Origin of the sequence: Haladaptatus sp. R4 (assembly GCF_001625445.1) — an archaeon.
In the GTDB taxonomy this organism is placed as follows: domain Archaea; phylum Halobacteriota; class Halobacteria; order Halobacteriales; family Haladaptataceae; genus Haladaptatus.
In genome coordinates, this window is record NZ_LWHG01000021.1 from 868,758 (window position 1) to 881,881 (window position 13,124).

Annotated in this window: 12 protein-coding genes; 5 read left to right on the forward strand and 7 right to left on the reverse strand. The window is 62.2% G+C overall.

All coding sequences use genetic code 11. The annotated features are described in order from the left end of the window. Complete coding sequence (locus tag A4G99_RS25980; protein ID WP_066144783.1) at positions 1-330, reverse strand: helix-turn-helix domain-containing protein; 330 nt, start codon at positions 328-330, stop codon at positions 1-3. After that, the gene (locus tag A4G99_RS25985; RefSeq protein ID WP_066144786.1) at positions 327-638 is read right to left on the reverse strand and encodes a hypothetical protein; all 312 of its coding nucleotides are present in this window, start codon (positions 636-638) and stop codon (positions 327-329) included. Before A4G99_RS25985 ends, A4G99_RS25980 begins: the two co-directional genes overlap by 4 nt. A gap of 141 nt (positions 639-779) precedes the next feature. On the opposite strand from A4G99_RS25985, the gene A4G99_RS14035 reads away from it, so the two are divergent. Together A4G99_RS14035 and A4G99_RS14040 are read left to right on the forward strand one after the other, a co-directional pair. Further along, the gene (locus A4G99_RS14035) at positions 780-1,634 is read left to right on the forward strand and encodes an ABC transporter ATP-binding protein (RefSeq protein ID WP_066144789.1); all 855 of its coding nucleotides are present in this window, start codon (positions 780-782) and stop codon (positions 1,632-1,634) included. Next, positions 1,631-3,133, forward strand: coding sequence for a hypothetical protein (locus tag A4G99_RS14040; RefSeq protein ID WP_082837819.1), 1,503 nt, complete (start codon positions 1,631-1,633; stop codon positions 3,131-3,133). The genes A4G99_RS14035 and A4G99_RS14040 overlap by 4 nt, the downstream gene beginning before the upstream one ends. Before the next feature lie 26 nt (positions 3,134-3,159). Here the strand turns inward: A4G99_RS14040 and A4G99_RS14045 are convergent, their stop codons facing one another. The 4 genes from A4G99_RS14045 to uvrA form a co-directional block, all read right to left on the reverse strand. After that, a complete protein-coding gene (locus tag A4G99_RS14045) occupies positions 3,160-3,756 on the reverse strand; it encodes an N-acetylmuramoyl-L-alanine amidase (protein WP_066144792.1) in 597 nt (198 codons plus the stop codon). A gap of 265 nt (positions 3,757-4,021) precedes the next feature. Next, positions 4,022-5,110: a geranylgeranyl reductase family protein gene (locus tag A4G99_RS14050; RefSeq protein ID WP_066144795.1), complete on the reverse strand. Its 1,089-nt coding sequence runs from the start codon at positions 5,108-5,110 to the stop codon at positions 4,022-4,024. Between the two features lie 52 nt (positions 5,111-5,162). After that, positions 5,163-5,708: a hypothetical protein gene (locus A4G99_RS14055; RefSeq protein ID WP_066144798.1), complete on the reverse strand. Its 546-nt coding sequence runs from the start codon at positions 5,706-5,708 to the stop codon at positions 5,163-5,165. 209 nt (positions 5,709-5,917) lie between these two features. Then, positions 5,918-8,860: an excinuclease ABC subunit UvrA gene (uvrA, locus tag A4G99_RS14060; RefSeq protein WP_066144800.1), complete on the reverse strand. Its 2,943-nt coding sequence runs from the start codon at positions 8,858-8,860 to the stop codon at positions 5,918-5,920. A gap of 205 nt (positions 8,861-9,065) precedes the next feature. On the opposite strand from uvrA, the gene A4G99_RS14065 reads away from it, so the two are divergent. Both A4G99_RS14065 and A4G99_RS14070 read left to right on the forward strand, forming a co-directional pair. After that, on the forward strand, positions 9,066-11,024 hold the full coding sequence (locus A4G99_RS14065; protein WP_394337458.1) for an ABC transporter ATP-binding protein: 1,959 nt from the start codon (positions 9,066-9,068) through the stop codon (positions 11,022-11,024). 80 nt (positions 11,025-11,104) lie between these two features. Then, complete coding sequence (locus A4G99_RS14070; protein WP_066144801.1) at positions 11,105-11,686, forward strand: LURP-one-related/scramblase family protein; 582 nt, start codon at positions 11,105-11,107, stop codon at positions 11,684-11,686. Positions 11,687-11,700: 14 nt separating this feature from the next. Here the strand turns inward: A4G99_RS14070 and A4G99_RS14075 are convergent, their stop codons facing one another. Then, positions 11,701-12,438 carry an SDR family NAD(P)-dependent oxidoreductase gene (locus tag A4G99_RS14075; protein WP_066144803.1) on the reverse strand — a complete coding sequence of 246 codons (738 nt, stop codon included), beginning with the start codon at positions 12,436-12,438 and terminating at the stop codon, positions 11,701-11,703. Positions 12,439-12,591: 153 nt separating this feature from the next. On the opposite strand from A4G99_RS14075, the gene A4G99_RS14080 reads away from it, so the two are divergent. After that, positions 12,592-13,041 carry a universal stress protein gene (locus tag A4G99_RS14080; RefSeq protein WP_066144805.1) on the forward strand — a complete coding sequence of 150 codons (450 nt, stop codon included), beginning with the start codon at positions 12,592-12,594 and terminating at the stop codon, positions 13,039-13,041. The last annotated feature ends 83 nt before the right edge of the window (positions 13,042-13,124 follow it).

A 13,124-nucleotide genomic window follows, 5' to 3' on the forward strand; every position in this document is an offset into this window, starting at 1 on the left:
TCACGACTCCGCCGACGCGGCCGAATACTCGTGCACGAGTCTCGACTCCGCCCGATGGAGCACCCCGCTCACGGTCGATTTCGACACGTCGAGCAGTTCCGCCAGCCGCGTTATCGAACAGCGTCGTGGCATCTCGTAGTACCCCTCCTCCACGGCGAGGTCCACGATTTCCGCCTGGCGCTCGGTGAGCAATCCGCTCGAATCGCCCGTCGTCCGAACGGCGACGATTTCGACGGTGGCACCCATCCCCTCCAGCGCCCGTTTCAGTTCGACGACCCGCTCCCGCGTTTCCGTGACGGTCACGTCCACGGACCCGTTCCGGACCGTCACCGGATATACTCCGGCATCGTCCCGGTGTCGCGGAAGATGTCGTACGTCTCGTGCGACGTGGCCTCGTTCCGGAACACGGTCTTTCCGTCGCCGTGCATGACGACCCGAAACGAGTCGATGGAGGGGTCGCGTTCCGCGCTCTCCCGCAGGACGTCCACCGGGACGCCGGTCGTTTCCACGAGCGCACTCGCACGCTCGTCGCCGCCGATACCGGAGAGGATGCGGAATTCCGCGGTGTCGTATTCGCGCGATATCTTTCCGATCCATAGCCGCTCGGGCACGGTCACGCGAAATCGAATGGAGGCCATCGGCTCTCCTTCCGCACCCGATATAAATAAGGCTACATGTGACCGTCTATGTACTCGGAGCCGACGACCCAACCACCATTCGACGAATGACACACGACAATCGCCGTTCCAGCGGTCGATTTTCCATCCTACTCACTACCGATGATTCGCGTTGACAGCCTCGATTTCGCGTACCCGAACGCCGAGAACGACACGCTTCGTGACCTCTCTTTCGCGGTCGATTCGGGCGAGATATTCGGCTTCCTCGGTCCCAGCGGGGCGGGAAAGAGCACGACCCAGAAAATCCTCACCGGACTGCTGGACGACTACCGCGGGTCCGTCCGCGTGTTCGACCGGGAGGTCCGCGACTGGGACGGTACCTACTACGACCGAATCGGGGTTTCGGCCGAATCCCCCAACCAGTATCCCAAACTCACCGGCCGCGAGAACCTCGAACTGTTCGCGTCGCTCCACCGGACCGAAACGAGGGATATCGAGGAACTGTTCTCGCTCGTCGGGCTTGCGGACGCCATCGACCGGCGCGTGGGCACCTATTCGAAGGGGATGGCGATGCGTCTCAACTTCATCCGCGCACTCCTGCACGACCCCGAACTCGTCTTTCTGGACGAACCGACGAGCGGTATCGACCCCGGCAACGCGAAGCGGATCAAGACGGCCATCGCCGACCTCCGCGACGCCGGCACGACGGTGTTCCTGACGACCCACGACATGACCGTCGCTGACCAACTCTGTGACCGGGTAGCGTTCATCGTGAACGGCCGGATTCCGCTCGTCGGGGAACCCGAGGCGTTGAAACGGGAGTACGGGTCGCGGACGGTTCGGGTGGAGTACCACGATGGGAACCGCCCGCGAACCGCGCGGTTCGCGCTCGACGGGTTGAACGGGAACCCGGAGTTCCGGTCGCTGCTCGCGGAGAACGACATCGAAACGCTCCACACCGAGGAAGCCACACTGGAGACCGTCTTCCTCGAAGTGACGGGGGAACGGTTAGAGTGAATCCAGTCGCCGCGATGATTCGGTGGGACGTACGGCTTCAGCGTCGATACGGCTTCTACACCGTCTACGCAGTGCTGACGGCGTTCTACGTCGTCGCGTTCGTCGGTTTCGGGTTGCCAGCGGCGGTAACACGGCGTGCGCTGGTGTTCGTCGTCCTCTCCGACCCGGCCGTCCTCGGTTTCTACTTCATCGCCGCGCTCGTCCTCATCGAGAAACGCGAGGGCGTCCTCGACGCCCTCGTCGTTTCGCCGCTCGGCGTCCGGGGCTACCTCGTCTCCAAAGTCGCGTCCCTGACCCTCCTCGCGGTCGTCGTGGCGACGGTGCTCGCCCTCGTCGTGCATCCGAGCGGCGTGAACGTTCCGCTGCTGATGCTCGGCGTGGCGCTCACGTCGATTCCCTTCGTCCTCGTCGGATTCGTCAGCGTCGCCCGGTTCGACTCGATAAACGACTACTTCCTGAGCGCGCTTTTGTACGGCGCGGTACTGTACGCACCGCTGCTGTCGTTCTTCGGTCTCTTCGACACGCCGGTTTTCTACCTGCTTCCCGTCCGCCCCGCCCTGATACTCATCGACGGCGCATTTCACGGGATTGGGTCGGTGGAGTTCGTGTACGCGGTGGGCTACCTGTCGCTCGGAAGCCTCCTCGCGTTCGCCGTGGCGGAGCGTGAGTTCCATCGCCACATCGTACAGCACCGTCCGTCGCGGAGCGAAACGAACGGATCGAACGGATCGAAATCGTCCCGCCTCGGAGCGGTTCGTGATCTGGGGCCCGTCGGCGGCTTGGCGCTCACGGACGGGAAGAAGTGGTTCCGTGACCCGCTTCTCCTCGTCGCGGGAACCGGCCCGCTACTGCTCGCCTTGCTCGCTCACGTTGCACTCCCCTTCCTCAACGGGCACTATCTCCCGACCATCTCGCTCGTTCCGTACTATCCGCTGGTGCTCGGATTCGTCATCACGTTCCCGCCCTACATCTACGGGTTCGTGGTCGGCTTCTTCGTGCTCGAAGACCGCGAGCAAGGCGTGCTGGCCGCGCTCTGGACGACGCCCCTGACCGGCCGTGGCTACCTTCGCTACCGCGGCGCGACCGCGTATCTCGTCGGTGCGGTTGTGACGATTCCGACCGTGATGCTGTTCGGCCTCGTCCGGGTACCGTCGCTCGTGCTCGTGGCCGTTACGGTCGTCGTCGCGCTCGCTGGACCAGCCATCGCGTTCCTGTTCGCGGGGCTGCCACGCGACTCCATCGAGGGTGTGGTCATCAACAAACTGCTCGGCCTGTTGTTGATCGTGCCGGTCGCGGGAATCGCGTTGCTCCCCGAACCGTGGCAGTACGCCGTCGGAATCGTGCCGCTCTACTGGCCGGTGAAGGCGCTCGTCGTGGGAGTCAGCGACGGGATCGGACTTCGTTTCGTCGCCTTCCTCTTTCTTGGAGTCCTCTCGTTCGGCGTGTCGATTCGGTATCTCGTCCGGCGATTCGAACGGATGGCCCGGGACGAGCGGTGAAAAAACGGGTCGTTCGACTGCTCACTTCAGTAGGAATTGACGAGGTCGATGTAGTGGTCCCAATCCCAGTTCGAACCGGGGTCGGTGTGACTGCTGGAGGGGACCTGTGAGTGCCCGATGATACCGCCGTTGGCCGGGTTCGCGGCGTCGCTCGGGACGCTCGTCGGGTGCTGTTTCGGCACGCCGTACTGGTCACAGAGCCAACTGGCCAGTTTGGCCGACGCCTCGTACTGCGCTTCCTCGTAGGTCCCGCTGACGTAGCCGCCGTGTTCGATGCCGACGGAGTACTTGTTGTAGTCCCAGTCACCGGCGTGCCACGCGATGTTGATGTCGCTGACGCTCTGATATTTGTAGCCGTCCTCGGCGACGATGTAGTGTGCGCTGACGTCCGCATCGGGGTCCTGGAACCAGTTGGCCGCGCTGCTCGCCGACCCCTGCACGGTGTGGATGATGACCCAGTCGATCAGTCCCGCACCACGGTCCGCCGCCGTGTAGTTGCTCGAATCGGCCGGTTGCCAATGGACCGTCGGCTTGGCCGCCGCAGTTCCACTGAACGCAACCGCACCGAGTCCCGCCGTGCCTGCCGCACCGATCGTCTTGAGTAAGTTACGTCTGGATGGCATGTTCCATTCATCCAAAAGAAGAACTCATTTAAAATATTTTCTCTAGTAATTTTGTAAATTAATAGTTAATAGACCGTGTATTTAGATATCGGAGGCGAAACTACCAGTTTACCGCACGTTCGTCACGACGAATCGGAAGCGGACGACGGTACGATCCGTCGCTCGCTGTTCCACGGGAAACCAGCGTGTCGTTACGGGGATTATGAAAACGGAAAATCGGGGCAGGATCGAGACGGCATCACACGCTATTTCGGGTAGTCCGTGCCTACGAGGTGCGTTTCAGCAACGTCCGGAGGTGATCCGTCGAGAAGAACGACGAGGGTTTGTCCATGTGGACGCCGATTTCGCCCTCCATCGCCGAGAGACCGACCGTTTGGAGCGGTTTCGGGAGCGAGTACGCCCGCCGCACCCAGTGGCCCAGTCGGATCTCGTTCTTTAGTTCCCGCCGCCACGCGCGTTCGTAATCGGCGAGCGTTCCGGGGTCGTCGGGATCGACCGTTTCGGCGGCGTGATCGGCCGAAGTCATCCCATAGAGGATTCCACCGCCGGTGAACGGCTTCGTCTGCGCGGCGGCGTCGCCGATGAGGAACCCTCGATGTGCGGTGACGCGCGGTGCCGGACCGATGGGAATCATCCCGGCGCAGAAATTCCCGATTTCGACGCCGTAGTCCGCCGTAAATCGGTCGAACAACTCGCGGGCGCTCTCGCCCGGCGGCGCGGCCAGACCGTACTCGACGCCCTCCGCTCCACGGGGAATTCGCCACGCGAAGAATTTGGGCGCGGTGAGGTGAACGTCGACGAAATCGCCGCCGTCGTCTTCGGTCGTGAAACCGAGCACGCCCTGGAGCTTCTCGTCCGGTTCCGGCAGGTGGAGTTCCCGTCGGACGCGGGAGGCGGGGCCGTCACAGCCGACCACCATCTTCCCGCGAAACGTCTCGGTTCCGTCCGGCGTGTTCGCGGTAACATCGACGTATTCGCCGTGTTCCTCGACCCCCGAGACGCTGTGGTTCTCGCGCAGATCGACTCCGGCATCCTCGGCGGCGCGGGCGAGCGTCCGGTCGAGACCGACCCGGTCGATGACGTTGGAGATGACTTCCTTCTTGTAGAACGGATGGTCCGCCGAACCCGGTCCATCGACGTGGAACCGAGCCCCGTAGACTTCGTTTTGCAGAAGCTCGTCGCGTGCTCCATCGGGAGTAAAGTTCCAAATGTCGGTACTGACGTGGCCGGAACACGCGAGTGGCGTCCCCACTCGTCCACGTTCGAGAACGAGAACGTCGTGTCCCGCGTTCGCAGCCCGTCGTGAAAACCGCGACCCAGCGGGCCCCGCACCGACTACCACGAAATCGTGCATTATCCTCGATTACGGCCCGTCCGTCAAATAGCTTGTTTCTCGTTTCGGGTCGTTACCGTGCCGACGGCGGCCGTTCGCCCGTCCCGAGTTGCCGACGGCGAAGGTAATGAACCAACGCCGAAAACGCGAAGAGGGCGACGATGAGGACACCCCAGATTTTGTCGGGGATGGCCGAAAACGGCGGGATACCGAGGAAATCGGCCAATACGAGGACCGCGCTCACTATCGCGAGACCGAGGTAGTAGCGAATCCACGGGAACTCGTCCTGCGGACGCAAGTACCCCTCCAGTTGAGCGGCGTTATCGGAGAGTTCCACGATACCTCGACTCTGGTTGTACTCCACGATACCGGCATCCGAAAGCTTCGGAAGATGAGTCTGGTACAGCGACGTATACACCGATTTGCGCTCGTTCGCGGACAGGCCTTCCACCGTGGTGTCGTTCTCCCACGCGGCCACCTGTTCGGCGAGTTCGCTGAGTTCCACTGGTCGCCCCTGTTGTTTCAGATAGTGGAGCGTGTATCGTCGTCGTCGATTTTTCAGAACGTCGAAGATGAGGTCTTCGGACAGTTCTTGTGGGGTTCCATCAGTCGAACTCATGCCACCGGTAAGTCGCAATCGGTTGTTTCGGCTATACCACCGCCACCCGGACGTAACACGACTGCGTTGTTACCGCGGACGACACTTTGTTATCCAGTGCTTAGCCGCCAGGAGTTTTCAAACTAATTACGATTGAGAGGTATAAGCGTTCGATTCTCTGCGGTAAGGACGCCATTATCGAGGGAGAAACAGTGGTTACGCGCCGATTTTCAGTCGTCCATCGCTGCCGGTGCAGGCCTGTCGGCACGTGGACCATCGAGGTCGATCGCAGGGAGTTTATCCCGAAGATACCGGCCAGTGTAGGACTCCTCTGTCCGCGCGATTTCCTCCGGCGTGCCGGTCGCGACGACTTGACCGCCCTTCTCGCCGCCCTCCGGACCGAGGTCGATGACGTGGTCCGCGTTCTTCACGAGGTCGAGTTCGTGCTCGATGACGGCGATGGTGTTCCCCTTGTCCGTCAGTCGCTGAAGCACCGAGACCAGTTTGCGCTCGTCCTCGTGGTGGAGACCGGTCGTCGGTTCGTCCAGCAGATACAGCGTCTCACCCGCGTCCTTCTTGCCGAGTTCCTCGGCGAGTTTCACGCGCTGGGCTTCCCCGCCCGAGAGCGTCGTGGACGGTTGGCCGAGTTTCATGTAATCGAGACCGACGTCCTTCAACAGTTTCAGACGACGGCGAATGCGCGAGTCGTGTTCGAAGAACTCGTGGGCCTCCTCGACGGACATGTCGAGCACCTCCGCGATGGTCGCACCGCGGTAGGTCACGTCCAGCGTCTCGTCGTTGTAGCGTGCGCCGCCGCACTCCTCGCACGGGACGTACACGTCCGAGAGAAAGTTCATCTCGATCTTGACGGTTCCCTGTCCGCCACATTCCTCACAGCGCCCGCCCTTCACGTTGAACGAGAAGCGCCCCTTCTCGTAGCCGCGCTGTTTGGAAAGCTTCGTCTCGGCGAACGATTCCCGGATGTAGTCGAACACGCCCGTGTACGTCGCCGGGTTCGAGCGCGGCGTCCGACCGATGGGCGACTGGTCGATGAGTCGCACCTTCTCGATGTGTTCCATCCCCTCGATGGAATCGTGCTCGCCGGGGTCCACCGAGGTGTTGTCGTTCATCTCGCGGGCCAATCCTTTGTAGAGGATGTCGTGCATCAACGTGGATTTGCCCGACCCGGAAACGCCCGTGACGGCGGTAAATTTCCCGACCGGGATGTCCACGTCGAGGTTTTTGAGGTTGTGCTGGCGTGCACCGCGAATCGTGATGTCGTCCTCGCTCTCGCGTCGTTCGTCGGGAACGGGAATCTCCTTTCGGCCAGCGAGGTAGTCGCCCGTGATGCTGTCCTCGTGGGCCATCACTTCGTCCACGTCACCCTGCACGACGATTTCGCCGCCGCGCCGTCCCGGACCGGGACCGATGTCGATGACGTTGTCCGCCCGTCGCATCGTTTCCTCGTCGTGTTCGACCACGATGAGGGTGTTCCCCAGGTCGCGGAGTTCACACAGCGTGTTCAGCAGGCGGTCGTTGTCGCGCTGGTGGAGTCCGATCGAGGGTTCGTCCAGCACGTACAGCACGCCGACCAGTCCCGACCCGATTTGGGTCGCCAACCGAATCCGTTGACTCTCGCCGCCCGAGAGCGTCGAAGCCTCCCGGTCGAGGGTGAGGTACTGCAAGCCGACCTCCTCCATGAAGCCGAGTCGAGCGCGAATCTCCTTGAGAATCTCCTCGGCGATGCGGTTCTGCCGTTCCGTGAGGTTGGCTTCGAGGTTCTCGAAGTGCTCCAACGCGTCCCCGATGGACATCCCGTTGACTTCCGAGATCGACGTGCCATCGACGTACACCGACCTGCTCTCCGGGCGCAGTCGCGTGCCGTCACAAGCCGGACACTCCGTCACGGCCATGTACTCCTCGATGTGGTTCCGCGCCCGGTCGCTGTCGGTCTCGATGTACCGTCGTTCGAGGTTCGGGATGACGCCCTCGAACGGTTCCTCCTTGCGTCGGATGCCGTTCTTCGTGTTCCACTTGAACAGCACGTCCTCGTCGGTGCCGTAGAGGAATCCCTGCCGGACGTCCTCGTCGAGGTCCTCGAACGGGGTCGTCAGGCTAACGTCGAAGTGTTTCGCCACGGAATCGAGCTGTCGGCGGTAGTAGGTCCGCTGGTAGCTCCACGGCTCGAAGACGTGTTTCAACTGTTTGCTCGGATCCTCTACGACGAGGTCCTCGTCGATTTCCTTCGTCTCGCCGATACCCTCACACTCGGGACACGCCCCGTGCGGGCTGTTGAACGAGAAGCTCCGCGTCTCGATTTCCCGGAAGTCGATGCCACAGTGCGTGCAGGCGAGTTCCTCGGAGAACTCCACGACGAGTCGCTCGTCGCCGTCTCCGGCCAGATCGCCCGTCGAGCGGGACTCCGAACCGAGGTTCACGTCCTCGGGAGGGTCCGGAACGATGAGTTTCATGACGCCCTCGGCCTCCTCCAGCGCGGTCTCCACGCTGTCGGTGATGCGGCTTCGCGCTTCCGGGCTGACCTTCACCCTATCGACGATCACGTCGATGGTGTGGTCGTAGTTCTTGTCGAGTTCCGGGCGGTCGAGGGTAAGGTCGAACTCCTCGCCGTCCACTTCCACGCGGGAGTAGCCGTCCGAGACGAGTTCGTCGAACAGGTCGGCGAACGCGCCCTTCTGGTCGCGGACGACCGGCGCGGCGATTTTCGCCTTGGTTCCCTCGGGCAAGCCCAACACACGGCGGACCATGTTCTGGGCGCTCTGTTCGCCGACTTCGCGGCCACACTGCGGACAGTGTGGCGTGCCGACGCGCGCATACAGCAGTCGCAGATAGTCGTGTAGTTCGGTCACGGTTCCGACCGTCGAACGCGGGTTGTTCGCCGCGTTCTTCTGGTCGATGGAGATGGCGGGTGACAGGCCTTCGACGTTCTCGACCTGCGGCTTGTCCATCTGCCCGAGGAAGTTCCGGGCGTAAGCCGACAGGCTCTCGATGTAGCGTCGCTGTCCCTCAGCGTACACCGTCTCGAAGGCGAGCGAGGACTTCCCCGACCCGGACAGGCCGGTGACGACGTTGAACTCCTCGCGCGGAATCTTCACGTCGAGGTCTTTGAGGTTGTGCTCCTCGGCCCCCCGCACTTCGATGTAGTCCTTGCTCATCTAGACTCAGACAGCGACCGAATGAGGGTATGCCTGTCGGTTGCAGATTAAAGCGGAGTGAAAGTGAAAGTGGAATCAAAAGCCATCACTCGCACACTCCATCCCGACACTCACGTCCACCCCGACACTCACGTCCACCCCGACACTCACGTCCACCATCTAAACACACAAAACCGCTGAGCGCCTACTCTGTTCGGATCAGGTGATTTCATTCAGCACGACTAACGACACCACACGATTCGACGGGGACGAGGAGCGACACACGATGTGGCGGTTGTTCGCGGAGTACGGCCGCGGCTACTTCCCGCAGTTCGTCGCGGGATTCGTCGGGACGGTGCTCGGACGCCTCTCGGGCCTCCTACCGCCGGTCGTCCTCGGCATCGCCATCGACGCGATATTCCTGAACAAACAGGCGTTCCGTCTCGGGCCGATTCCCTCGGCGTGGCTCCCGACCACGCCGACCGGACAGCTCTGGCTCTCCATCGGTATCGTCCTCGCGTCGTTTCTGGTGGGGGCGCTATTCTCGTGGGTGGAAGGCTGGGGCTGGAACGCGTTCGCGCAGGGCGTCCAGCACGAACTCCGGGTGGACACCTACGACCGGATGCAGTTGCTGGACATGACGTTCTTCGACGGCAAACAGACGGGCGAACTGATGTCCATTCTGAACAACGACGTGAACCAACTGGAGACGTTTCTGAACGACGGGCTGAGTTCGGCGCTCCGCATCGGCGTCATGATCGTCGGCATCGGCGGCATTCTGTTCACGCTGAACCCGTCGCTGGCGGTCGTTGCACTCCTGCCGGTGCCGCTGCTGGCGGCCTTCACGTACCTGTTCGTGCGGACCATCCAGCCGAAGTACGCCGCGATGCGGGCCAGCGTCGGCGCGCTCAACTCCCGACTGGAGAACAACCTCGGCGGCATTCGCGTCATCAAATCCGAGACGGCCGAGAGGTACGAATCAGGGCGCATCGAGGAGGCGTCACAGGAGTACTACGATACGAATTGGGACGCAATCACGACCCGCATCACGTTCTTTCCCGGCCTGAGCCTGCTGACCGGCATCGGCTACGCCGTCACGTTCGGCATCGGCGGGTTCTGGCTCCTCTCCGGCGCGCCGGGACCGCTCACCGGCGCGCTCGAACCGGGCGTGTTCGTCACCTTCGTCATCCTGAGCCAGCAGTTCATCTGGCCGATGGCGCAGTTCGGTCAGATCATCAACATCTACCAGCGCGCGGAGGCGTCGAGCGACCGCGTGTACACCCTGATGAACGAACGCGGGACGTTGGACGAAACGTCCGATGCTCCCGATATGACCGTGACCGACGGCACCGTCGAGTACGACGACGTGAGCTTCGGCTACGGCGACGAGGAAGTCGTGGAGGGAATCGACCTGCGCGCCGAGCGGGGGCACATGCTCGCCCTCGTTGGCCCCACGGGAGCCGGAAAATCGACCGTCCTCAAACTCCTCTTGCGGATGTACGACGTGGACGAGGGAGCCATTCGCATCGACGGAACCGACATCCGCGACGTGAACCTCCGCAGTCTGCGGCGGGCCATCGGCTACGTCAGTCAGGAGCCGTTCCTGTTCTACGGGTCGGTAAGAGAGAACATCTCGTATGGTTCGTTCGACGCGAGCGACGAGGAAATAGAGGAAGCCGCGAAGGCCGCCGAGGCACACGAGTTCATCAGCAACCTGCCCGACGGCTACGACACGATGGTCGGCGAGCGCGGCGTGAAACTCTCCGGTGGCCAACGCCAGCGGTTGTCCATCGCGCGGACGATTCTCAAGGACCCCGCCATCCTCGTGTTGGACGAGGCGACGAGCCACGTCGATACCGAGACGGAGGCGCTCATCCAGCGTAGTCTCGCCTCGCTGATGGCCGAGAAGACGACGTTTGCCATCGCCCACCGCCTCTCGACGGTGAAGGACGCCGAGGAAATCGTCGTCTTGGACGAAGGGACGGTCGTCGAGCGCGGCACCCACGACGACCTGCTGACGCTCGGAGGTCTCTATGCGAACCTCTGGCACGTGCAAGCCGGGGAGATCGAAGACCTCCCGAGGGAGTTCATCGAACGAGCGATCCAGCGCCGGTCGGAAATCGAGGACGTGGGTGACGGAGGGGAGACCGAAGGGGCGGATGCACAGACCGACGGCGGGGAGTGATCCCGTCCACCCTCCGTTCTGCTCCCTTCCCGACCCTCCGGCCTCAAGTTTAAATATGAGAACGTGAGAAATGGCGGTCAATGGAACCCCCAACGCAGCGACACGACATCGGCGGCGTGACCCTCGACGACGACGAATACACGGTCAAACAGAGCTACTTTCGGAACAAGTACAAGGTGTACGACGAGGGCGGGAATCTCGTCCTGAAATCGAAACAAAAGCTGTTCAAGATGAAAGAGCAGTTCCCGTTCTTCGACGCGGACGGGAACACGGTGTTCCGCGTGAAGGCGAAGAACGTCCTCGACATCGCCGGGGATTACGTCCTCGTGGACGAACGAACCGACGAACCGGTTATCGTCCTCTCGAAGGACTTCACTATCTTCCATCATCACTGGACGATAAAGACGCCCGACGGAACCGATGTCGCGGAAGTCGAATCCAGAAGCGCGATAATCGAAGCGCTCCGGTCGTTCTCGACGTGGTTCTCGTTCCTGCCACACAAATATACCATCTCGGGACCGGACGGGAACTCCATCGGAAAAATCGAGGGACGGTTTTCGCTCCGCGACGTGTACGATATCAGCGTCGAGGAGTCGAACGCGGTATCCAAGACCGCACTCGTCGCGGCCGCAATCGCCATCGACGCGTTGGAAGGGAACTGAGTCCGAAATCGGAGTCAGACTTTCTCCGGCAACCAACCGCCGTCGACTTCGACGTTCACGCCGCTCAGGTAGTCGCTGTCGTCGTCGACGAAGAATCGCAGCGCCTGTGCCATGTCCTCGAATTCGGCGGGGCGGTCGCGGGGTAAATCGTCCGGGAACACGTCGGAGTTCTCGACCACGTAAGGAGAAATCGCGTTGACCGTCACGCCGTCGTCCTGCGTGTCCGCCGCGAGCATTCGGGTGAACATCAGGACGCTCGCCTTGGCCATGAAGTACGGGGCGTTTTTGGGGCTGATGAGTCCCTTCTCGGCGCTCGCGTAGCCGATGTTGACGATGCGACCGAATCCCGACGCTCGCATCTCCGGGAGCGCCCGCTTCGAACAGAGGTAGGTCCCGTTGATGTTGCCGTTCAACACGGCGTTCCAGCGGTCGAAGGAGATGTCCTCCCAGTGGTCGGGCGCGAACGGGCCGACGTTGTTCACCAACACGTCGACGCTCCCGAGTTCGGCTTCGATGGTCCCGAAGAGGTCGTCCACTTCGTTCGGGTCGGTGACGTCGCCGTTGACGGTTATTGCTTCGACGTCGTGCGTGCGGGCGGTGTCGGCGACGTCCTCGGCGACGTCCTTGCTGGAGTGGTAGTGAACGGCCACGTCGGCCCCGCAGTCGGCGAGTGAAAGGAGGAGTTCCCGGCCGACGCCCTTCGAACTACCGGTCACCAGCGCGACCCGCCCATCGAGGTTGGGTGTTATCATGGGCGACCTTCGCGGTGCAGTCCCAATTAGTTTGATGTCGACGGGTCGGATTAGTTTGATGCCAATGGGGTCGGGATTCCGTCCGAGGCGCGACCTTCTCCAATTATGAGTGAACCCCCCTATCTTTAATATTCTGCATGGAGACCTGATACCATGGGAATTGAGACGATTCTTCTCGCCGTAGGACCGGGCGACGCGGACCGTACCGGAAAACTCGCTGACGCCGTCATCGACGTGGCGGGACCGACAGGTGCGACAGTCGTGCTCGCGCACGTATTCACCGACGACGAGTTCGAGGACGTGGTCGAGCAACTCGACTACGACCCGGCCGGGCAACCGAACTCCGACGAAGTGGCGGCGCGACACGCGACGATCCGATCGCTCTCGGATGCGCTCGACGCCGAAGACATCGGTTACTCGGTTCGTGGGTCCATCGGCCACCACGGCGAAACCATCGTCGAACTCGCCGAGGACGTGAACGCCGACAGCATCTTCGTCGGCGGCCGCAAACGCTCGCCGACCGGGAAGGCCGTCTTCGGCAGCACCGCACAGGAAGTCATGCTCTCGGCACCTTGTCCCGTGACGTTCGTGCGCGAGGACTGAGCGCCCCCGAGAATTTTCGGCTCTTTTGAGCGGGTCACAGTCACCTGACCGCACCCGATCCAAGTATCGGTGAGCGTTCGGTT